This is a genomic window from Dorea sp. OM07-5 (assembly GCF_003481355.1).
Taxonomy (GTDB): Bacteria; Bacillota; Clostridia; order Lachnospirales; family Lachnospiraceae; genus Dorea_D; species Dorea_D hominis.
The window spans coordinates 287,786-309,145 of the sequence record NZ_QUKZ01000001.1 but is presented as its reverse complement, the minus strand read 5'-3'; the positions used below and the strand labels follow the sequence as shown (position 1 = coordinate 309,145).

General features: G+C 43.7%; 20 protein-coding genes. 2 read left to right on the top strand and 18 right to left on the bottom strand.

Annotated features, from left to right (window positions below):
• From hisC to rho, 8 genes are all read right to left on the bottom strand, one after another.
• Positions 1–1,056: a histidinol-phosphate transaminase gene (hisC, locus tag DXC04_RS01520; protein WP_021860802.1), complete on the bottom strand. Its 1,056-nt coding sequence runs from the start codon at positions 1,054–1,056 to the stop codon at positions 1–3.
• A gap of 35 nt (positions 1,057–1,091) precedes the next feature.
• Positions 1,092–2,285 carry a pyridoxal phosphate-dependent aminotransferase gene (locus DXC04_RS01515; RefSeq protein WP_118659635.1) on the bottom strand — a complete coding sequence of 398 codons (1,194 nt, stop codon included), beginning with the start codon at positions 2,283–2,285 and terminating at the stop codon, positions 1,092–1,094.
• Between the two features lie 22 nt (positions 2,286–2,307).
• Complete coding sequence (locus DXC04_RS01510; RefSeq protein ID WP_021860804.1) at positions 2,308–3,210, bottom strand: DUF2156 domain-containing protein; 903 nt, start codon at positions 3,208–3,210, stop codon at positions 2,308–2,310.
• 55 nt (positions 3,211–3,265) lie between these two features.
• On the bottom strand, positions 3,266–4,339 hold the full coding sequence (gene prfA / locus DXC04_RS01505; protein WP_021860805.1) for a peptide chain release factor 1: 1,074 nt from the start codon (positions 4,337–4,339) through the stop codon (positions 3,266–3,268).
• A gap of 41 nt (positions 4,340–4,380) precedes the next feature.
• The gene (gene prmC, locus DXC04_RS01500) at positions 4,381–5,256 is read right to left on the bottom strand and encodes a peptide chain release factor N(5)-glutamine methyltransferase (protein WP_118659633.1); all 876 of its coding nucleotides are present in this window, start codon (positions 5,254–5,256) and stop codon (positions 4,381–4,383) included.
• The gene (locus DXC04_RS01495) at positions 5,237–6,163 is read right to left on the bottom strand and encodes a DUF1385 domain-containing protein (RefSeq protein WP_117536751.1); all 927 of its coding nucleotides are present in this window, start codon (positions 6,161–6,163) and stop codon (positions 5,237–5,239) included. The genes prmC and DXC04_RS01495 overlap by 20 nt, the downstream gene beginning before the upstream one ends.
• 72 nt (positions 6,164–6,235) lie before the next feature.
• Positions 6,236–6,439, bottom strand: coding sequence for a 50S ribosomal protein L31 (rpmE, locus tag DXC04_RS01490; RefSeq protein WP_021860808.1), 204 nt, complete (start codon positions 6,437–6,439; stop codon positions 6,236–6,238).
• A gap of 103 nt (positions 6,440–6,542) precedes the next feature.
• Positions 6,543–7,880 (bottom strand): transcription termination factor Rho, encoded by a 1,338-nt coding sequence (rho, locus tag DXC04_RS01485; protein ID WP_199537814.1) that lies wholly within the window; start codon positions 7,878–7,880, stop codon positions 6,543–6,545.
• Positions 7,881–8,074: 194 nt separating this feature from the next.
• Here rho and DXC04_RS01480 point away from each other — a divergent pair, with 194 nt between their 5' ends.
• Both DXC04_RS01480 and DXC04_RS01475 read left to right on the top strand, forming a co-directional pair.
• Positions 8,075–9,001 (top strand): TIGR01212 family radical SAM protein, encoded by a 927-nt coding sequence (locus DXC04_RS01480; RefSeq protein WP_118659631.1) that lies wholly within the window; start codon positions 8,075–8,077, stop codon positions 8,999–9,001.
• Positions 9,001–9,513 carry a DUF4364 family protein gene (locus tag DXC04_RS01475; RefSeq protein ID WP_021860811.1) on the top strand — a complete coding sequence of 171 codons (513 nt, stop codon included), beginning with the start codon at positions 9,001–9,003 and terminating at the stop codon, positions 9,511–9,513. Before DXC04_RS01480 ends, DXC04_RS01475 begins: the two co-directional genes overlap by 1 nt.
• Here DXC04_RS01475 and hemW read toward each other — a convergent pair.
• The 10 genes from hemW to DXC04_RS01425 form a co-directional block, all read right to left on the bottom strand.
• Entirely contained in the window at positions 9,505–10,650 is a 1,146-nt protein-coding gene (gene hemW, locus DXC04_RS01470) for a radical SAM family heme chaperone HemW (RefSeq protein ID WP_118659629.1), read from the bottom strand. The genes DXC04_RS01475 and hemW overlap by 9 nt on opposite strands.
• A complete protein-coding gene (lepA, locus tag DXC04_RS01465; protein ID WP_021860813.1) occupies positions 10,651–12,456 on the bottom strand; it encodes a translation elongation factor 4 in 1,806 nt (601 codons plus the stop codon). It lies immediately after the preceding gene.
• 59 nt (positions 12,457–12,515) lie between these two features.
• Positions 12,516–13,496 (bottom strand): DNA polymerase III subunit delta, encoded by a 981-nt coding sequence (gene holA / locus DXC04_RS01460; protein WP_117536753.1) that lies wholly within the window; start codon positions 13,494–13,496, stop codon positions 12,516–12,518.
• Complete coding sequence (locus tag DXC04_RS01455) at positions 13,493–14,509, bottom strand: alpha-hydroxy-acid oxidizing protein (protein ID WP_118659627.1); 1,017 nt, start codon at positions 14,507–14,509, stop codon at positions 13,493–13,495. Before DXC04_RS01455 ends, holA begins: the two co-directional genes overlap by 4 nt.
• 67 nt (positions 14,510–14,576) lie before the next feature.
• The gene (locus tag DXC04_RS01450) at positions 14,577–16,955 is read right to left on the bottom strand and encodes a ComEC/Rec2 family competence protein (RefSeq protein ID WP_118659625.1); all 2,379 of its coding nucleotides are present in this window, start codon (positions 16,953–16,955) and stop codon (positions 14,577–14,579) included.
• On the bottom strand, positions 16,952–17,887 hold the full coding sequence (locus DXC04_RS01445; RefSeq protein ID WP_117536756.1) for a GerMN domain-containing protein: 936 nt from the start codon (positions 17,885–17,887) through the stop codon (positions 16,952–16,954). The genes DXC04_RS01450 and DXC04_RS01445 overlap by 4 nt, the downstream gene beginning before the upstream one ends.
• A gap of 27 nt (positions 17,888–17,914) precedes the next feature.
• Positions 17,915–19,399, bottom strand: a complete 1,485-nt coding sequence (locus DXC04_RS01440) for a sensor histidine kinase (protein ID WP_118288219.1) — start codon at positions 19,397–19,399, stop codon at positions 17,915–17,917.
• Entirely contained in the window at positions 19,356–20,048 is a 693-nt protein-coding gene (locus DXC04_RS01435; RefSeq protein ID WP_118659623.1) for a response regulator transcription factor, read from the bottom strand. Before DXC04_RS01435 ends, DXC04_RS01440 begins: the two co-directional genes overlap by 44 nt.
• A gap of 54 nt (positions 20,049–20,102) precedes the next feature.
• Positions 20,103–20,789 carry a helix-hairpin-helix domain-containing protein gene (locus tag DXC04_RS01430; protein WP_118659621.1) on the bottom strand — a complete coding sequence of 229 codons (687 nt, stop codon included), beginning with the start codon at positions 20,787–20,789 and terminating at the stop codon, positions 20,103–20,105.
• A 62-nt stretch (positions 20,790–20,851) separates the two neighbouring features.
• Positions 20,852–21,283, bottom strand: a complete 432-nt coding sequence (locus DXC04_RS01425; protein ID WP_021860821.1) for a DMT family transporter — start codon at positions 21,281–21,283, stop codon at positions 20,852–20,854.
• Positions 21,284–21,360: the final 77 nt, after the last annotated feature.

The following is a 21,360-nucleotide window of genomic DNA, read 5'->3' as shown; positions in this document are numbered from 1 at the left end:
CTATTTATTCATATATCTCTTAAGAAATGAAAACATTGTTTCCATCTCTTCTTTTGTTCCTATTGTAATCCGCATGTACTGCTCGATCCGTCTGCTTCCCCAGAAACGCACATAGATATTCTCTTTTTTCATTGCTTCAAAAAGTTCTTTTGCATCGTATTCGGGATGTTTTGCAAAGATAAAGTTCGCCTTGGAATCAAGGAACTCAAATCCAAGTTTTGCCAGCTCTTCTTTTGCCCATTCTCTTGTCTCGATAATTTTATGCACCGTTTCTTCAAAATGTGCACGGTCTTTTACAGCTTCGACACCGCAGACCAGTGATGTCTGGTTCATCGTATAAGAGTTAAATGAATACTTTACATCATTCAGGCATTTGATCAGATGCGGATTACTGATCGCATATCCGATCCGCATGCCTGCCATGGATCTTGCTTTCGAAAAGGTCTGCACAACGATCAGATTATCGTACTTGTCAATCAATGAAAGTGCTGACTCTCCTGCAAAATCAACATATGCCTCATCTACAATTACAATCACATCCGGATTGTGTCGGATAATATCTTCCACTTTATCAAGTTCCTGATAAAGCCCGGTCGGCGCATTCGGATTCGGAAAGATCACGCCTCCATTTTCTCCGTAATAATCTTCCGGAACAATCTCAAAATTCTTATCCAGCTCCTTGCACGTATATGGGATGCGGTACAGGTTCGCCCATACTTCATAAAATGAATACGTGATATCCGGGAAAAAGATTGGCTTATCCGAATTAAAAAATGTCAGGAAACACATGGATAACACATCATCCGATCCCACTCCTACAAATACCTGTTCCTCTCCGACATTATAAAAATCTGCCAGTTCTTTCACAAGAATATCTGCTGTCGGATCCGGGTATTTGCGGAGAAGATCCGTATTCATAGACTCCAGCGCTTCTGTCACACCTTTTGCCGGCGGATACGGATTCTCGTTTGTATTTAATTTAATTACTTTTCCGGTCGGCTGTTCTCCCGGAACATACGGTTCTACTTTCCTTATATTCTCTTCAAATGAATACATAGACTCTCCTTTATCTGTACATCATTAACAACTGCCTAGATACATTTCATCTCTTTTGCAAGCTCTTTGAACTTCGGAAGAGAATTTACAATTGTTTCATAAGATACACAGTATGCAAGTCTTACATATCCAGGGCATGCGAAAGAGCTTCCCGGAACGAGGAGCAGATTGTATTTCTTCGCAATGCTGCAAAATTCCTTCTCATCTGCAATTGGGGATTTTACAAACAGATAAAATGCTCCCTGTGGTTTGATACACTCAAATCCGCACTCCAGAAGTCCATTGTATAAAGTCTCTCTGTTTCTGTCATAGAAAGACAGATCTGTCTTCTCGTTAATGCATTTTACAACGACTTTCTGCTGCAATGTCGGTGCATTTACAAATCCGAGAATACGGTTTGCTACATTAGCTGCTGACAATACCGTTTCACTATCTGTTACTTCGTCTGGAATCACAAGATATCCAATGCGTTCTCCAGGAAGTGATAACGACTTACTATAAGAATATCCTACGATCGTATTGTCATAATACTTCGTCAGATATGGCACTTCCACTCCATCGTATGCAAGTTCACGATATGGTTCGTCAGAAATCAGATAAATCTCTGTTCCGAATTCTTTCTGTTTTGCTTCCATGATCGCTGCCATTTTTTTAATTGTATCTTCTGAATATACAACACCTGTCGGGTTGTTCGGTGTGTTCACAATGACTGCTTTTGTTTTTGCTGTGATCTTCTGCTCGAACTCATCAAGCTTCGGCTGGAACGTCTCTTTATCTGGTGAAATTTCAACCAGTACTCCGTCAAAGTTGTTCGTATAAGAACGGTATTCTCCGAAATATGGTGCAAATGCAATTACTTCATCTCTCGGATTTAACAGTGTCTTCAAAATAACATTTAAGCCACCTGCTGCCCCTACTGTCATGATGATATTCTTTCCTTCAAAAGAAGTTCCGAATCTCTCATTCAGCGAATTTGCAATTGTCTCTCTTACATCTGCATAACCGCTGTTGCTGTTTGTGTAGCCATGCAGTACGATCGGATCACTCTCACTTACAAGCTCGATAATCGCTTTTTTTACTGCTTCCGGAGCCGGCACATTCGGATTGCCAAGGCTGAAATCAAAAACGTTCTCTGCCCCGTATATCTCTGCCAGTCTGTTACCTTCTTCGAACATCGCACGAATGGCAGAACTGTTTGCTACCATTCCTTTCATCTTCTCTGCAATCATGTTACACACTCCTTTTTATTATTTATTTTCTTGTCACAGTGCCTTTTTCCACCATGAACACCGGACGGTAGGACATCTTTGCCTTTCTTAAGCCTTCTGCCCCGGTATCTTCTTCTCTGTTTACATATTTGTAATCCATGCACTCATGTGATACAAACTGCTGGTTGATCATAGGATATGCCCCTTGTACTTCTGCATATGCTTTCTCAATATGCACACCAAAAGTATCTGAACAGATTGGTTCTCCTACCGTAAAGGCTGCTACTTCTCCATCAATACGGAGTACACCGCCTTTCAGACCCAGTTCTTCAAACAATCTGAGTGAATTCAATGTCACACAGATCTCTGCATTCTTCTCCAGATCTTCCTCACAACCGTTTTCATTTCTCCATTTTAATGCCATCTGGAAACAGTCTTCCACATTATCCTTTGTCATCGGTTCGTAGCTCCAGCGGTCTTCATACATAATTTTAAATTTATTAATATGGTTTCGCTTGCCATGTAATTTTTTACCGGATAAGGTTGCCAGCTTCTCAGTCTCATAAACATAATCCGCCTGGTCTCGGTCATACTCGATCTGGTATCTGTCCGGGAACCATTCCTGCAAACGTTCAAAATTATCCGGTGTCACATTATACATGGAAAATGTACGTCCCCGGTCTTCGCAGTATCTTTCCAGAACCGGGATCACATTCTTCACATCCTCATCTTTTCCTGCCGGAAAAGCAAAGGCAATGTGATTCTCGTCCTCACTTTTGAATACAAGTGTATTCTCTATGACTGCCCATTTTACCGGATACTGTCTTGACCAGAGATACAGATTTACAAAAGTTCTCTCGCAGCTCCGGCTGGTATGATGCCTGAAATAGTGATCAATGATCTCTTTGTCTTCCAGTGCTGCCTTTTTAAACTGATATTCTTCCATAATCTTCCTTCTATATTTTGTTCATTTATCTCGTTATAAACAATTCGTATAATTTTTACTCTTCGTTCATATTCGCAAGCTTTGCTGCCTGGTCTGCTGCTGTAAGGCTGTCGATGATCTCGTCCAGATCTCCATTCAGAATAGAGTCCAGTTTATGAAGTGTCAGCTTGATACGGTGATCTGTTACTCGTCCCTGCGGGAAGTTGTAAGTACGGATCTTTTCAGAACGGTCTCCTGTACCGATCTGGCTTCTTCTTGCTTCTGCTTCAGATGCCTGTTTCTTCTCCATCTCCAAATCGTATAATTTGGAACGTAACAAACGGAAAGCTTTTTCCTTATTCTGTAACTGGGATTTCTCTGTCTGGCTGTAAATCACGATTCCTGTCGGGTAGTGAGTCAGACGTACCGCAGAGTCTGTTGTATTGACACACTGTCCACCGTTACCGGATGCACGCATAACGTCAATACGGATATCTTTGTCATCAATCACTACGTCTACATCTTCTGCCTCCGGCATGATCGCTACCGTGATCGTGGACGTATGGATACGCCCGCCGCTCTCTGTCTCCGGCACACGCTGTACACGATGTACACCGCTTTCGTATTTCAAACGGGAATATGCACCCTGTCCTGTGATCATAAATACACACTCTTTGAATCCACCGATTCCATTCTCATTTAATGAAATCATCTCAACTTTCCAACGGCGTCCTTCTGCATAATGCAGATACATACGGTAAATCTCAGCAGCAAATAAAGCAGCTTCATCTCCCCCTGCTCCTGCACGGATCTCGACTATAACGTTCTTGTCATCGTTCGGATCCTTAGGCAGAAGAAGGATCTTCAGCTCATGCTCTAATTCTTCCACTCTCTTCTTGGACTCACTTAGTTCCTCTTTTGCAAGTTCTTTCAGTTCTTCATCAGACTCTTCATCTAACATCTCAAGACTATCTGCAATTGCCTGCTTGCAGGCTTTATATTCCTTATAAGCCTCAACGATCGGAGTCAAATCATTCTGCTCTTTCATCAGTTTACGGAAACGGTTCTGATCATTTGCAACATCTGGCTCCTGAAGCTCGCTTAATATTTCTTCAAATCGAATGAGCAAATCTTCTAATTTGTCAAACATATTTTCTCCTCCTGTTTCTTCTCTTCACACCTGTTTCAAGGCTACCCTTTATTGTACATTGCACTGACAACACGGTCAAGTCCTGCCAGATCCTTTTTCACATCAATTTTGTCGTATCCCGCCTGCGCAAGAAGCGCAGATACCTCTTCTGCCTGATCGTTCCCGATCTCGAATAAGATCCATCCGCCCGGTTTCAGGTATTTTCCTGCCTGAGCAATAATCTTCCGGTAAAAATACAGTCCGTCTTCTTTCCCATCAAGCGCAATATACGGATCATGTAATTTTACTTCATCGGCAAGCTCTTCGATTACGGCACTCCGGATATACGGTGGATTGGAAACGATGATATCGTATGCTCCTTCCACATTTTCAAACAAATCACTCTTCCTGAATACAGCATCCGCCTTAAGTCTCTCTCCATTCTGTCGCGCTACTTCCAGTGCGCCTTCGGATATATCCACACCGGTTCCTTCGATCTGTCCGCACAGCTTCATAAGACTTAGTAAAATGCAGCCAGAGCCGGTACACACATCCAAAACCTGTACTTTCTTATTCGGCTCTTTTTTTAATTTTTCTTTTATATGACGATATGCTTCTTCTACCAAATTCTCGGTATCCTGTCGAGGAACAAGTACCTGATCATTTACAAGGAATTCATATCCCATAAAGTATTGTCTCCCGGTAATATGCTGCAACGGAATGTGCTCTGCGCGCTTTGCAAGTGCGACTTCGTATTCTTCTGCCTGTTCTTCCGGCACATCTGCTTTGGGGTTACCATAATATGCCGTCTTCGTAACTCCGGTAATATATTCCAACAGATACCACGCATCCAGATCTGCTTCTTCAATCTGTGCTTCGCGCAGTCTCTCTTTTCCACTTCGAAAAAGCTCTTCCAGATTAAAAATTTTTCCGTTCATAATCTCTCCAATCAAACACTGCTTCTACTGCCTGGATCGCGACTTCGATCATACTGTCATCCGGTTCTTTCGTTGTCAGCTTCTGGATTGCAAGTCCCGGTTTGCTCACAAGATTGATAAGTGCACCGTCACTGTCTCCCGCCAGATGCAGGATCTCATAAGAAATTCCGGCAATTACAGGCAGAAGCAGGAGTCTTACAACAACACGCATCCCCATGGAATCCACATGGATCAGAAGCAGTAAAATAATACTGATTGCAAGAACCAGGAACAGGAAGCTGGTTCCGCAACGTTTGTGCTGTCTGGAACTCTTGCGGACATTTTCAACATTCAGTTCCATTCCATGTTCAATACAGTTGATACATTTATGCTCTGCACCATGATACATGAACGTGCGCTGTATATCTTCCATTCTGGAAATCAGTGCCAGATATAAAATAAATATCAGAATCCGTACCACTCCCTCCAGCAGTGTCCGGATTTCGTATGACGGAATAACATTTTTGAACAATGAAGACAGAAAATACGGAACCATCATAAAGATCACAACAGCAAATACAAGAGAAAACGCAAGCATACCGCGCATTGCCCATGCATCCTGTTTTTCTTTTTTCTCCTGTTCTTTTGCTGTCAGCTCCTTTTTCTGTTCTTCTTCATCTTCCTCAAAAAATTCTGCCGAATACATTAATGTCCGGATTCCAAGAACCATAGAATCTGCAAATTTAAAAATCCCCCGGATAAATGGAATCTTAGAAAGTATCCCACATTTACCGGAAATCCCTTCATAATGTTCCGTCTTCACATGGATTTCTCCGTCCGGCTTTCTCACTGCCACGGCATATTCATCTCCGTTGCGCATCATAATACCTTCGATGACTGCCTGGCCTCCGATTTCTGATGACTTCATAAAGCCTCCTTTAAAACTTTTATAACGAAAAAAGGGTTGAGATTACAAAACCTCAACCCAAAACCTGCGAACTTATTTGTTCATTCCGTATTTCTTATTGAACTTATCAACACGGCCACGAGCCTGAGTTGCTTTCTGCTGTCCTGTATAGAACGGATGACACTTAGAACAGATCTCTACGTGGATGTCCTCGCTAGTTGATCCTGTTACGAATGTGTTACCACAGTTGCAAGTTACGGTTGCCTGATAATATGCTGGATGTATTCCTTCTTTCATGATTTTCACCTCTTCTTTTTATTTTTTACTTTCACGCGATTTTCGCGATTATGATTCGTTTTCTAAACAGCTTTGTTATTGTATCACAAAAAACACAGCTTGTCTAGACTAATTTTGTCTTTTTCATCAACTGGATAAATTCTCCATTATCCTTTGTTCTGGAGAACATGTTGAGGATATTATCCACAGCGTCTTCGGCTCGCATACCATTGAGTGCACGGCGCATCGTATCGACTGCTTCCTGCTCTGCCGGTGTAAGTAAGAGATCTTCTCTTCGTGTACCAGATTTTGGAATATCTACAGCCGGGAACATTCTCTTTTCAGACAGCTTGCGGTCAAGAACAAGTTCCATGTTACCGGTTCCTTTAAATTCCTCATAAATGACGTCATCCATCTTGCTTCCGGTATCTACAAGCGCGGTTGCCAGGATTGTAAGGCTTCCTCCGCCACGCATATTTCTCGCTGCTCCGAAGAAGCGCTTCGGCATATGCAGTGCAGCCGGATCGATACCACCGGAAAGTGTTCTTCCTGACGGCGGTACAGTTAAGTTATATGCTCTTGTCAGTCTTGTGATACTGTCAAGCAGAATCATAACGTCCTTTTTATGTTCTACCAGTCTCTTGGCACGCTCGATCACCATCTCTGACACACGCTTATGGTGCTCCGGTAACTCATCGAAAGTAGAGTAAATAACTTCTACATTGTCGCCTTCAATCGTTTCTTTGATATCTGTAACTTCCTCCGGACGCTCATCTATCAAAAGGATCAGAAGATGTACTTCCGGATTGTTCTTTCTGACAGAAAGTGCAATCTGCTTAAGCAGAGTTGTCTTACCTGCTTTCGGAGGTGATACGATCATACCGCGCTGTCCTTTACCGATTGGGGAAAGCAGATCCACAATACGCATCGCTGTGCTTGTCTGTCCGCTCTCCAGACGCATTCTCTCATCCGGGAAAATCGGTGTCATATCTTCAAAGTTCTTCCGGTGGATCGCTTTCATCGGATCCATATCATTGATCTTTGACAGGTAAAGAAGTGCACTGAACTTCTCCTGCTGTGTCTTGATTCTTGTATGCCCCTCCAGAATATCTCCTGTCTTCAGATTAAACTTACGGATCTGTGACGGAGATACATATACATCATGATCACCCGGCAGATAATTATCACTTCGGATAAATCCATATCCATCCGGCATAACTTCCAGAATTCCATTTGCGACAACACCGCTGTCCAGTTTGTCAATATCATGCAGTTCTCTGTCGCCAGTGTTTGCTGACATCTCTTTTACATTCTCCTGGGATGCCTTTTTTTCTTTTTCATCTTCCTTCAGCATTAATTCAATCAACTCTGCTTTTTTCATTGTTGAAATGCCTTTCAGGCCACGCGCTTTCGCAAGCTCTTTAAGCGTAGCTAATGGAAGAGATTCATATTTTTCTCTCATCATATGCTTTATTCATCCTTTCACATCTGTTGTGGGAATCTTTGTCTGAGTTGACTTTCCTGAAATATTCATTCATTATACTACACTTTTTTTAATTTTTAAAGGGGTTACCAAATTATTTTTCACTGCTATTTTCTTGATTTGCCCCATTAAGGATGATATGATAATGAATAGTGAATAAGGCAGGTAACGAGATGACAATACACTGGAACGAAAAAAGATATTATTCTCTGGATTATTATCTGAAAGAGAACTACGGGGAAAAATTATATAAGCTCTCTTTAAATGGCGGTATGACCTGTCCGAACCGGGACGGCACACTGGACACGAGAGGCTGTATTTTCTGCAGCCGGGGCGGTTCCGGTGATTTTGCTGCTGACTCCGCAGTTTCTGTTACAGAGCAGATTGAGCAGGCAAAAGCACTTATAGCATCCAAACAGACAGGTTCTTCATATATTGCTTATTTTCAGGCATTTACGAACACTTATGCACCTGTATCCAGACTACGTGAACTCTTCACGGAAGCGATCCATCATCCAGATATCCGGATTCTTTCCATTGCAACAAGACCTGACTGTTTAAGCGAAGAAATTCTGGATCTTCTCGGTGAACTGAACCAGATCAAACCAGTCTGGATTGAACTCGGACTTCAGACGATCCACCCGAAGACCGCAGCTTTTATCCGCAGAGGCTATGATCTTCCGGTTTTCGAACATGCCGTTCAGCATTTGCGCGCCCGCAATATTTCTGTAATCGTACATACGATCCTTGCTCTTCCGGGCGAGACGCCGGAGATGATGCTGGATACGATCCACTATCTGAACCGTTTTGATATCCAAGGTATCAAATTACAGCTTCTTCACATTCTGAAAGGAACGGATCTTGCCGATATCTATGACGCTCATCCTTTTTATGTTCCTTCCATGGAAGAATATTTTGCACTTCTCGGCATGTGTATCTGCCACTTAAGACCTGATATTGTGATCCACCGGCTTACCGGTGACGGTCCGAAACCTTTGCTCGTCGCACCTTGCTGGAGCGCGAGCAAAAGATATGTCCTGAACCAGATGCAATCTTATTTCAAGGCACACGACATCTGGCAGGGAAAGGAGTATTCATAATGGCTGAATCATTTAAACTGTATAAACTGATCATTTTATATATGTTAAATAAAGTGGATTTTCCGCTTACAAATTCACAGATTTCCGAATTTATCCTAGATCAGGGATACACAACTTACTTCAAGTTACAGCAGGCTCTCTCTGAACTTCTCTCTTCCGGTTTTATCCGCGAAGAAGCAACACACAGCCGTACTTTCTATCATCTGACCGAAGACGGCGAATCTACAATCCGGTATTTTGAAAATGATATATCGCCTGCAATCCAGAGCGACATCGATACATTTTTACAGAAAAAACACTACGAATTGAAGAACGAAGTAGCTGTAAAAGCCGACTATTACCAGCTCAGCACGGGGGAGTATTCTGTCCGCTGCCAGGTTTTTGAAAAAGGTCTTCCTCTGATCGACTTAACCATAACTGCCCCTACAGAAGCAGAAGCAGAGACAATCTCCAACAACTGGGCAAAGAAAAACCAGGAAGTGTATGCTATGGTTATGGCGCATCTACTTTAAGAATTCACTCATCACATAGTTGCTGATATCGATTCCACGCCGGGTTAAATATACCCGGCTGTTTTTTTCTTCCAGAAGCCCTTCTTCCTTTAGTGTACGGATCGTATCTCCGTACACTTCATCCAGTTCTTTTCCATAACATTCTGAAAATTCTTTTCTTCCTACGCCCTTCATCATCCGGAGCCCTAAAAACATCGTCTCTTCCATCTGTTCCTGCACAGACAGTATTTCTTTTTCGTCCGCTTTCATATGCATACGGTCTGGTTCATAAGTAAAGCGACAGTTATTAATAAGTGACGCTGCTCCCGTACCAATCCCCAGATACTCTGTCCGATACCAGTAACCAATGTTATGTCTGCATGCTTTTCCCGGCTTCGCATAGTTGGAAATCTCATAATGTTCATATCCATATTCTTTCAGAATTTCCTCTGTCCGCCAATACATCCGACGTTCGGTATCTTCATCCGGAAGCCGCTCTTCTGCCGGTATCCGTCTGCCTCTTTCCAGTTCCTCTTCCTGATTTCCATATCTCTCATAAAACGGTGTTCCCTCTTCAATGATCAGACTGTATGCCGAAATATGTTCCGGTGAAAGTTCTGCGACCGTACGAAGCGTCCGCTCCCAATCTGAAAGATTCTGTCCCGGAATTGCTGACATCAGATCAATGTTAATATTTGTAAATCCAACCTCTTTTGCCAGCCTGTAAGTATGCAAAAATTCCTCATATGTATGGATCCTGCCAAGCATCCGGAGTTCTCTGTCATCTGCCGACTGCAAACCAATACTCAGGCGGTTGATCCCGCATTTCTGATATGCACGGAGTTTCTTTTCATCTACTGTTCCGGGATTCAGTTCAGTTGTAATCTCTGCGTCTTCTGCGATTGTAAATGTTCTGTTAATTGCTGCAAATATGCTCTCCGTCTGTTCTGCTTCCAGCGTGGACGGTGTCCCACCGCCAAGGAAAATGCTGACAACACGATAAGCCTTCGCCAGATCTGTATAGGAACAGATTTCCCGGCAAAGGCTTTCTACATATATTTCCTGTTCGGCTCTGGTAGCAGGACCTGACAAGAAATCACAATATTTACATTTTCTTACACAAAAAGGAATATGAATATATAATTCTAATGCTTTCATTTATTTATCATCCAGCTTCAGTACGCTCATAAATGCCTTCTGTGGAATCTCGACATTGCCCACCTGGCGCATACGCTTCTTTCCTTCTTTTTGTTTCTCCAACAACTTTCTCTTACGGCTGATATCACCACCGTAACATTTTGCAAGAACGTCTTTACGCATTGCTCTTACAGTCTCTCTTGCAATAACCTTGCTTCCGATCGCTGCCTGGATCGGAATCTCAAAAAGCTGTCTTGGAATCTCTTCTTTTAATTTTTCACACATCTTACGTCCACGTTCATACGCAGTATCTGCATGCACAATAAAGGACAGCGCATCCACTTCTTCCTTGTTGATCAGAATATCCAGCTTCACAAGATCCGATCTTACATAGCCGTCCAGCTCATAATCAAAGGACGCATATCCTCTGGAGCGGGATTTGAGTGCATCGAAGAAATCATAAATGATCTCATTGAGTGGCAGATGATAGCGTAGCACGGCACGCGTCTCTTCAATGTATTCCATGCCTTCATATACGCCTCGTCTCTCCTGGCAAAGATCCATGATCGCTCCGATAAATTCAGATGTCACCATGATCTCTGCTTTTACCATCGGCTCTTCCATATATTCGATTTCAGACGGATCCGGCAGATTGGACGGATTGGTAAGTTCGATCACATCGCCGTTCGTCTTGTATACTTTGTAAATAACACCCGGTGCTGTTGTTACAAGATCTAAATTGTATTCTCTCTCCAGACGTTCCTGAATGATCTCCAGATGCAAAAGTCCGAGGAAACCACAGCGGAAACCAAATCCCAGTGCAATAGATGTCTCCGGCTCAAACTGCAGAGACGCATCATTTAACTGTAATTTCTCCAGCGCATCCCGAAGATCCGGATACTTTGCTCCATCTGCAGGATACAATCCGCAGTACACCATCGGGTTGACTTTTTTATAACCCGGAAGCGGCTCGGCACAAGGATTCTGTGCATTCGTCACTGTATCTCCGACACGGGTATCTCTTACATTCTTAAGGCTTGCTGTAATATAACCAACCATTCCGGCACTTAATTCTTCACACGGAATAAACTGTCCTGCACCAAAATATCCGACTTCCACAACTTCTGCTTTTGCTCCGGTTGCCATCATCAGGATCGGTGTGCCCTTTTTTACAGTTCCTTCTTTGATTCTGCAAAATACGATGACTCCCTTATAGGAATCATACAGCGAATCAAAGATCAATGCCTGAAGCGGTGCTTTCGGATCTCCAACCGGCGCCGGTATCTTCTCAACAATCTGCTCCAACACCTGTTCTACATTAAGTCCTGTCTTTGCAGAAATCTGCGGTGCATCTTCCGCTTCAATTCCGATCACATCTTCAATTTCTTCAATCACACGCTGTGGATCTGCACTTGGAAGGTCGATCTTATTAATAACCGGCATAACATCCAGATCGTGATCCAGTGCCAGATATACGTTGGCAAGCGTCTGTGCCTCCACACCCTGTGCTGCATCCACGACAAGAATCGCTCCGTCGCATGCTGCAAGGCTCCGGGATACTTCATAGTTAAAATCGACATGTCCCGGTGTGTCGATCAGGTTAAAGATATATTCTTCTCCGTCTTTCGCTTTATATACAATGCGGACAGTCTGCGCTTTAATCGTAATTCCACGCTCCCGTTCCAGCTCCATATTGTCCAGCACCTGTGACTGCATCTCACGGCTGGTCAAAAGACCTGTCATCTCAATGATACGGTCTGCCAGTGTTGATTTACCGTGATCGATATGGGCTATAATACAAAAATTTCTGATTTTACTCTGATCCATTGACAATTCTATCGTTCCCCTTAGTTTGAATTTTCTCTGTTATTACCTATCTGAATATATCATACAGAACTGTATTTTACAATGAAAAGTTCCACACTCATCACATCGCTTAAGCGTCCTGTTTTCACCAGTTGTTCCGTATCTGCGGCATCTTCCATAATGCTGCGCAGCTCTTCTAAGCCGAAGCTCCTGCACCTGCTCATATATTTTCCTGCTACAAATGGATGAATACCCACCGTCTTTGCAATCTGTGACTTATCCATTCCTTTTATGCATAATGCTTTTACTTCCATCAGCTGCTTAAACTGTCTGGAAAGCAGGTATAAAATCCGCATCGGAGGCTCTTTTAATGCAAGCAGGTCGTAATACAGATCCATCGCTTTTTTCTGATGTTTTGCAGCAACTGCTTCTACCATTTCAAAAATCTTATTGGAAATCTGCGCGGTGCAGATTTCATCAATGGCAGCCGGTGTAATCTCCTTTTCATCCAATGTATACGCAAACAACTTTTCCAGTTCTTTTTCCAGATTCTCCATATCTGTTCCGGTCTTTTCTACAAGATACTGCGCTGTGGAAGTCTTGATAAGCTTTCCTTCCCGCTTTACCTGTGCTCCGATCCAGTACAGAAGTGTCTTCTCGTCCTGTCTTCCAAGTTCCACGACACGGCCTTTATCCTTGACAGCCTTATAAAGCCTGTTCCGCTTATCCACTTCATTTTCCACGAAAATAAAGCATGCGGTATCCGGCATCGTTTTGATGTAATCGGCAAGCTCCGGCGCCGCATTTTTGAAAAAACCTGAATTTTCCACAACGATCAGACGCCGTTCTGCAAAAAATGGCATTGTCTCTGCAAGATCAATAAGCTCTCCCGGATTGATTCCTTTTCCTTCGTAATAAGCGTAATTGACGGTATCTCCATCCGGCAGGATTGCCTTTGTCATCCGGTCTTTGTACTGCTTTTTTAAATAGGCTTCCTCTCCATAGAGCAAGTATACCGGTTTCCACTGTCCGTTCTTAATGTCTTCGTTTAAACTTTTCATACACGTACCATTTCCCGGCTGATCTCACTTAAGTTGTGTGCTCCGCACATGGTCATCGTATCAGCAAGCTCTGTGGTCAGTTTCTCTGTATAAGTTGCAACGCCTTCGGCGCCGCCGCCATAGACAGCTGTCACATATGGGCGTCCGATCAACACGGCATCTGCTCCAAGCGCCAGTGCTTTAAAAATATCCACGCCACTTCTTAAGCCCCCGTCAACAAAGATCTTCATATCTTTTCCAACTGCCTGCACAATCTCTTCCAGTACTTCCGCTGTCGCCGGACACTGATCCAACACACGTCCGCCATGATTCGATACAACAATCGCAGAAGCTCCGGCTTCTTTTGCCTTCAAAGCTCCTTTTACCGTCATGATCCCTTTAAGGATAAATGGTACACCTGCAACTTTTACAATCTCTGCCAGTTCTTCTGTCGTCTTGCTTCCTGCAGGCGGAGTCAGATTTTTCAGGAACGGAAGTCCTGCCGCATCTATATCCATCGCCACTGCAAAAGAACCGGATGCTTTGATCAGTTCCAGTTTTTCCTGTAATGTATTGACATCCCATGGTTTAACCGTTGGAATCCCTTTTCCGTCTTTTGCACGGATTGCTTCCGTAGCACCCTGCATAACCGCAGCATTCACACCGTCTCCGGTAAATGCCGCGATTCCTGCATCCGCACATGCCGGTACAAGAATGTTATTGTATTCCAGATCATCGTATTTATCGCCGTAATGCAATTTCATTGCCCCGATCGGTGCTGCAAAGATTGGTGCTTTATAGATCCGTCCGAATATTTCAAAAGAAGTATCTGCTTTTCCATTTTCACAAATCGTATCCATATTCACACAGATATCCTGCCACTTCTCATAATTGCGGATTGCAACCGTTCCGGTCCCTTTGGCTCCCGGTCCCGGCATCTGGCTTGTGCATGCCTTCCCATTACAGACCGGACATGCTTTGCAGTATGGTCCCATGCAGGTTCTCGCATTTTCCAATATTTCCTGATAATTCATTGTATCTTCCTTCTTTCTGTCTTTTATGTCAGTTTTCCTCTAATCTTTTGATTATACATCGTTATGTTTAATAATAACAAGCTCCAAGTGTCTGCGTCAACCACGCTTTTCTTCCATTCACACGGATTGTCACTGCTCCGCTGCTGGCTGTGCCGTACAGCCGGCTCCCATATTTTTCAAGTCTCTTAAGCGTCTCTTTGTGCGGATGTCCATAGCGGTTATTTCTTCCGGAAGAAACAAGCGTATATTTCGGATATACCGATTCAAGAAACGTCTCTTTCGTTGAATTTTTCGAGCCGTGATGCGCCGCTTTCAGAAAATCCCACTGTACATTCTGATAGTGTTTCTTTAATTCTTGTGTCAGCGTTTCTTCTCCGGCGCCTTCCACATCTCCCGTAAAGAGAAAACGTCTCTTCTGATATTCCATCGCCAGTACCATGGACGCTTCATTGCCAGGCTCCATTTTCTGACCGGTGTCCGGTCCAAGACAAACGATCCGGAAGATCTCTTTTCCACTTTTCTCCAGTAGTTGTTTTTCTTTCTCTATAATACAGATCTTTGCACCGCATCCCTGCCCGGTTTCTGCCAGGCGGAAAAGCTTCTCATCCCACACAGACTGCGGTGGGAAAATAAGTCTCACAATCCTGACACCCATTTTTCTGCGTTTTAACATTTCTTCAATCGCTCCAATATGATCTTCATCTCCATGTGTCACAAAAACAGCATCCAGCTTATGGATTCCCTGTGATTTTAAATAAGGTTCAATTCTGTATTTTCCAGCATTTTTCACATCACTACTGCCACCATCAATCAGATATGCTCTCCTGTCCGGTGTCCGTATAAAAATGCAATCTCCCTGCCCTACATCCAGCATGGTCACCTGTACTCCGGAAAATAAATTCTGGGGAATTGTAAGAACTGCTGTCGCGGTTACGATACCGGTTCCCAATACTGCTGCCCACCTGCTTTTCCTGTCACTTTTTCTCTCTGCCCTGCCTGCCTTTTTTCTGCCGACTCTTATTACATTTCCCCTCAATTTTTTCTGTCTGTCAGGATTTTTCCTACAACCTTTTACCACAGTTTTCCCTATTTTATCTTCTTTCATATCATCTGTTTTCTTTCTTTTTTTTATCCACAGTAACACACCCCCTACAATCAGATAATACAACATACACTGCCACAGCTCAGGCTTCCCGGTTGTTACTCTTGCCCCTGGAAACATAAGCGCAAGATCACAGCTTTTTTCGTAGATTGCCAGAATCCATCCGCAGCCTTTTAGCAACAGCACTGATTCCTGCCAGAAAACAAGCCACAGAAAACTAGCCAATACTGCCATCATCAACAAAATCGTCAAAAGCGGAATAACAAGCAGATTTAACGCAAGACTTAACAGAGATATTTCAAAATAAGCCTTCAGAAGAATCGGGAGCAGAAGTATCTGCGTACTAAGTCCCGCCCACACATTCTGAAATGGCAATTCCACAAAAACAGGAAGGATAAGAAGCATTGCCAGCACCGCTCCAAAAGACATCCAGAAACCTGCATCCTTAAGATAAAGCGGCTGTCCGATAAGAACACATGCTGCTGCCACCGCAAGTGCTGTCGGGCTGTCGTATTTTCTCCCCGCCGCATCGGCTCCCACGCGGAATAAAAACATGATAAATGCACGCATGACCGACACGCTTTTGCCTACGAGAAGCACGTACAGTGAAAGTGCCAGAATCCCGCCTGCGCAACCAAATGGATAGGAACCGCTCTTTTTTCGCAGAAACTGATAGAATCCTGTTCCGAGAAATGACAGATGCAATCCTGAGATTGCAAGGATATGGGCGATCCCATTGACCTGATACAGCTCTTTGATTTCCGGATCCATGGCACTTCTGTCGCCGAGAAGCATTGCCGTCAGCACACCACCTTTTTCTTTGCCAAGCTGGCGGATCAGCATTCCTTTCCAGTGTTCCCGCAAGCGCCAGATCCGTTCCCGCCACTGTTCCTGCTTGCCCCGGTTCTTCAGAACTTTGTCTATCCATACGGATGCATGGATCTTCTGTCTCCTGTAATAGGCTCTCTGATCGAAATTTCCCGGATTTCTCGCCCTGTCAAAATAGCGCAGTTTTCCTGTCACCTTCACTTTATTTCCACAGAAGATCTCATTTTCTGTTTGTTTTTTACTGTTTGTTTTTCTGTATAAAATAATTTTGGATTCTCTGAGCGAACGCCCATGAATATGTATCGATACATTTGTAAGATAATAAGTCTGCCGGTTTTCTGTAAATTCTTTTTTCCAGACGGTTCCGGATACCAAAACTTCTTCTCTGTCCTCTACACAGGTTTCCAGATCCGAAGGAGAGAAAAAGTCTTCTGCCTTCTCTCCTCCAAACCATACGATTCCCGCGATCAGAACTATCCACAGCAGACACACGGAACATAATGGTCTGTTTCTCACTGTTCTTCCTCCACGATCGCCGGATCTGCCGAAAATGGTTTATTTAAGTTTATGCTTCCCTGATATTGTACATTTGCCTTTCCTCCGATCAGGATCTGTACTTTTCCTGCCGCTCCATTTGCTGTAATGGAATTGACAATTGCATAAATGCTGAGCCTTGGATCGATCTTATATTTTGTATTCTGACATTCTTCATCAAGATTTACATAACAGATACCATCCTTCGTGGACACACTTAAGATTTCCGTATCCTGTGAGATTACCGGATACTCCGAAGCATCCTCCGGACCTTTCACCAATTGTTCCACGATCACTTTCTCCAAAGCTGTGTTGCTGTCATACCGTACTTTCACAGACTCTTCTTTCAGTTTGTCTCCTTTGGCATTGGCATAGTATAAAAGCAGATCCGCACTTTGATAAGAGTGAAGAGACGAACCGGTATTCTGTACAAAATCTGCCGCACATAAATATCCTTCCGGCTTGCCATGTTCGTCCTTTACCGGTTTGTTTTCCTGATAAAAACGCACATATCCCACACCGTCAATCTGTGTCAGTGTCTGTACAACCGCTGCCTCCAGCAGTAATCTGGAAGTTGTATTCATTTTCCCAAATGCATCATTCAGATGCAGATCCAGCTTCCCAGCTGTCACACTCCAGCTTTTTACCGCTGTATGGTTCTGGAAAGCGCTCTTATACTCAATCGTATCCGGTTCTTTTTTTAATGATTTCAGAGCATACCGTATCCGGGAGTTTCTGGAATCACCCGTAATCTTATATGCTTCTTTTACCAGATCTGTTCCTTCCGCATTGATATAATATAGTGCCGTCTCGCCCTCTTTTGGTTCTCTGTGACGTCCGCATCCGGTAACTCCGTTAATCAACATTAAAAGTGCAAGACACACAGATAAAATCCGGCGTATTTTTATTTTCATAATTTCATCCCTTCTTTTTACACACAGTTATCCCCGCTCCGGTGCAACATATACAAGTGGAATACGAATCGTAAAGGTGGTTCCTTCGCCCGGCTGGCTGAAGACTTTAATCGCTCCACGATGCATAACAACCGCATTCCTTGCAATAGAAAGCCCAAGTCCGGTTCCTCCGATCTCTCTGGAATGGGATTTGTCCACTCGGTAAAATCTTTCAAAAATATGTTCTGTCTCTTCCTGTGCGATACCGATGCCGGAGTCCGCCACTTCGATGTTGCAGAACTTGTGATCCGCATTCAGTGTCACGTGAACCCATCCGCCTTCCCTGTTATATTTGATCGCATTTTCCACCAGATTCGTAATCGCAAGCGACAATTTAACTTCATCAATTTCTGCCGTAACCGGGCGGAAGCTCTGGTACACAACCTCCACATTCTGTTTTGTAGCAATCGGGCGCAGACGTTTCAATATCTTCTCCACAAGTTCATTCATGCTGACAGACTGGATATTCATATTGCTTGCTGTCTTGTCCATCTTCACAAGCGACAGCAGGTCATTGATGATCTTGTTCTCTCTCTCAATCTCTTCTGACAGATCACCCATGAATTCCCGGTACAATTCTGTCGGTACATTCTCCTGAATCAGCAGAGAATCTGCCAGCACTTTCATAGATGTCAGCGGGGTCTTTAATTCATGTGACACATTTGATACAAATTCCTGCCTGGAATCATCCTGCGCTTTCAGACGTCCCAGCATCTTGTTAAATGCTTCTGATAAAATCTTCGTTTCTGTATATGCATTTTCATGCAGATAATCAGCATGGTATCCTTCCGTAACCGCCTCAATCCGCCTTGTGATCCTCTGGAACGGACGCACCATTAAGAATCCAAGACCGATTGCAAGCACAAGCGCAATGATCACTGCAACAACTGCAACAACATTTGCTTTGCCGCCAAGCACACCCTTACTTTCCGCAATGGAATCCGTGGACACACTTACAAGCATTACACCAATGACTTTCTCTTTCGCTGCATCCATGATCGGCGAAGTTACCTCTATATAACGATTTTTTGAATCGTAAAAAGTCGTTCCTTTTCCGCTCATACATCCGGTAACATCACCGGATACGATCCTTTTGCCCTCGTCCATATCATACGTGTCTTTCAGAATATGATATGCCTGATCGATAAGCAGCACTCTTCCATTGTAAATATTGGATAATTGTGTAATCTCTGCGTTCATAGCTTCCGTTGTGACTACTTTTGGATAACCACCCTGACTGAGCTGGTTACAAAGAATGGTGCATTGATTCTGTATCTCGGCAGTCCGCACCTCGACCGCTCTCTTCTCATAACTGGTCAGAACCACCGCCTCCATGATCACTGCCGGTATGATTGCAAATAATACCAGCAGACTGATAATCAGGAAGCGGAGACTCTTCCATGTTTCTGTTTTTACGTATCTTCCAAATCTAACCTTTAAAATAATATCCCACTCCCCATTTTGTATATACATATTTCGGATCACTCGGATTCGTCTCGATCTTCTCACGCAGTCTCCGGATATGTACATCTACCGTTCTTGCATCTCCCGGATATTCATATCCCCATACAATATTTAACAGATTCTCTCTGCTGTATACTTTGTTCGGATTCATAGCAAGAAGCTCCAGTAGGTCAAATTCCTTTGCTGTCAGATTCGTCTCCTGCTCTCCGATCACAACTCTCCTGCTCTCACAGTCGATCTTCATCTCACCTTTTACAATGATCTTATCATCTTCGCGCTCCGGCTTCTTCCTTCCTGTACGTCTTAAAATAGCTTTGATCCTTGCTTTCACTTCCAGAATATTAAATGGCTTGGTTATGTAATCATCGGCACCGTATTCCAGTCCGAGGATCTTATCCATATCGTCTCCCTTTGCCGTCAGCATAATGATCGGAACATCCGAATATTCACGAATCTGTCTGCATACTTCAAATCCGTCATACTTCGGAAGCATCACATCCAGAAGCAGGATATCATATACATTCTCTTTTGCAAGTTTCAGTGCTTCCTCACCATCGTAAGCACAGTCTACTTTCATACCCTCCTGTTCCAGACTGAAACGAATCCCTTTTACTATTAATTTTTCATCATCTACAACCAGAACTCTCTTATCTTCCATTCCTGCTCTCTCCTGTTACTGTTAGCTTCCGCTTATTTCTGTCTCTTTTTATTGTTATATCTCGATCTGGTCTTCCAACTTTCCATAAATTCCGTCTTTGATCCCTTCGACTTCCTTCAACTGTTCTTTTGATCCAAATCTTCCTTTTATCTCCCGGTACTTTATGATTGCCTGCGCTCTCGCCTCGCCGATCCCGGTCAAAGTCATCAGCTCTTCTTTTCCCGCCGTGTTAATATTGACTTTACCGGAAGTTCCCTGTGTGTTTGTACTGCCGGAACTGCTGCCACCCTCTGCTACTCCTTCCGTTTTTTCTGAAGCACCGTTATTATTAGTTGCTTCCTTCTTTGACGGAATATAAATCTGCTGTCCATCCTGCATCTTCTCTGCCTGGTTCACAGAAACGGATGCCGCCTTTCCTGTCAGACCTCCTGCAAGCCGGATCGCATCGCAGATCCTGCTGCCTGCATCCAGCCGGTACACGCCGGGATGCTTTACCTGACCGCATACATATACGCAGATCTCACCCGAAGATACTTTCTCATCCTCGTCATCTGCCCCTGACTGCTCCCTCTGTCCGGCAGTTTCACTCTTAGCATCTTCTGACAATTCTATTTCTTCCAGCGCACTTTCATTTCCTGTGTCCTGCTGTCTGCCAATACCGGAACAGCCAGTCAGGCAGGTAAATATTATGAAGCACACAAGTAAAAATCTTCTGTTATTTTTAAAAATCTTCCTATGCATATTTTGCCTCCACAATGGTCGGAACTGTGAATCCCCTCATATGCCTAGATACACTTATATTACTATTTCCACTGAAAAATTGCAACTCCTATAAGTGCAATTCCCATGCCGATGGCTTTGCGCCACACAAATGGTTCTTTCTCCACTCCGAACAGTCCCATAAGCTCGATCACATAAGCTACGATCAGCTGTGCGATTACAATAAGAAGCGCTGCCTTCGCCGGACCGAGCTGTGCCATACTCTTAATCACCGTCCACGTGATCCCGGCACCGATCACGCCTCCGAGGAGCAAATATTTCGGCTCGACTTTCATAAGTGCGCCTACCGGATTTCTTCCCGTTACCAGCCATGCAATGAGACAGATGATAAATGCACTGAACTGCACCCATCCGTTACTCACCCACATTCCCGCGGTTTTCGTCACCTGTGTATTAAAAACGCCTTGCACACTCATCAATGTTCCCGATAAAACAGCAATCAAAAAACCAGTCATTATCCATACCTCCTGCTTATGCAGATACTATGTCCAACAACTGGCCTTTTATACCTTTTTGTATATTTCTGGCTTGA

Coding starts and splice junctions, on each gene's coding strand:
- hisC (WP_021860802.1), bottom strand. CDS start 1,056: ATGTATTCATTTGAAGAGAATATAAGGAAAGTAGAACCGTATGTTCCG.
- DXC04_RS01515 (WP_118659635.1), bottom strand. CDS start 2,285: ATGATTGCAGAGAAGATGAAAGGAATGGTAGCAAACAGTTCTGCCATT.
- DXC04_RS01510 (WP_021860804.1), bottom strand. CDS start 3,210: ATGGAAGAATATCAGTTTAAAAAGGCAGCACTGGAAGACAAAGAGATC.
- prfA (WP_021860805.1), bottom strand. CDS start 4,339: ATGTTTGACAAATTAGAAGATTTGCTCATTCGATTTGAAGAAATATTA.
- prmC (WP_118659633.1), bottom strand. CDS start 5,256: ATGAACGGAAAAATTTTTAATCTGGAAGAGCTTTTTCGAAGTGGAAAA.
- DXC04_RS01495 (WP_117536751.1), bottom strand. CDS start 6,163: ATGAAGTCATCAGAAATCGGAGGCCAGGCAGTCATCGAAGGTATTATG.
- rpmE (WP_021860808.1), bottom strand. CDS start 6,439: ATGAAAGAAGGAATACATCCAGCATATTATCAGGCAACCGTAACTTGC.
- rho (WP_199537814.1), bottom strand. CDS start 7,880: ATGAGAGAAAAATATGAATCTCTTCCATTAGCTACGCTTAAAGAGCTT.
- DXC04_RS01480 (WP_118659631.1), top strand. CDS start 8,075: ATGACAATACACTGGAACGAAAAAAGATATTATTCTCTGGATTATTAT.
- DXC04_RS01475 (WP_021860811.1), top strand. CDS start 9,001: ATGGCTGAATCATTTAAACTGTATAAACTGATCATTTTATATATGTTA.
- hemW (WP_118659629.1), bottom strand. CDS start 10,650: ATGAAAGCATTAGAATTATATATTCATATTCCTTTTTGTGTAAGAAAA.
- lepA (WP_021860813.1), bottom strand. CDS start 12,456: ATGGATCAGAGTAAAATCAGAAATTTTTGTATTATAGCCCATATCGAT.
- holA (WP_117536753.1), bottom strand. CDS start 13,496: ATGAAAAGTTTAAACGAAGACATTAAGAACGGACAGTGGAAACCGGTA.
- DXC04_RS01455 (WP_118659627.1), bottom strand. CDS start 14,509: ATGAATTATCAGGAAATATTGGAAAATGCGAGAACCTGCATGGGACCA.
- DXC04_RS01445 (WP_117536756.1), bottom strand. CDS start 17,887: ATGAAAATAAAAATACGCCGGATTTTATCTGTGTGTCTTGCACTTTTA.
- DXC04_RS01440 (WP_118288219.1), bottom strand. CDS start 19,399: ATGTATATACAAAATGGGGAGTGGGATATTATTTTAAAGGTTAGATTT.
- DXC04_RS01435 (WP_118659623.1), bottom strand. CDS start 20,048: ATGGAAGATAAGAGAGTTCTGGTTGTAGATGATGAAAAATTAATAGTA.
- DXC04_RS01430 (WP_118659621.1), bottom strand. CDS start 20,789: ATGCATAGGAAGATTTTTAAAAATAACAGAAGATTTTTACTTGTGTGC.
- DXC04_RS01425 (WP_021860821.1), bottom strand. CDS start 21,283: ATGACTGGTTTTTTGATTGCTGTTTTATCGGGAACATTGATGAGTGTG.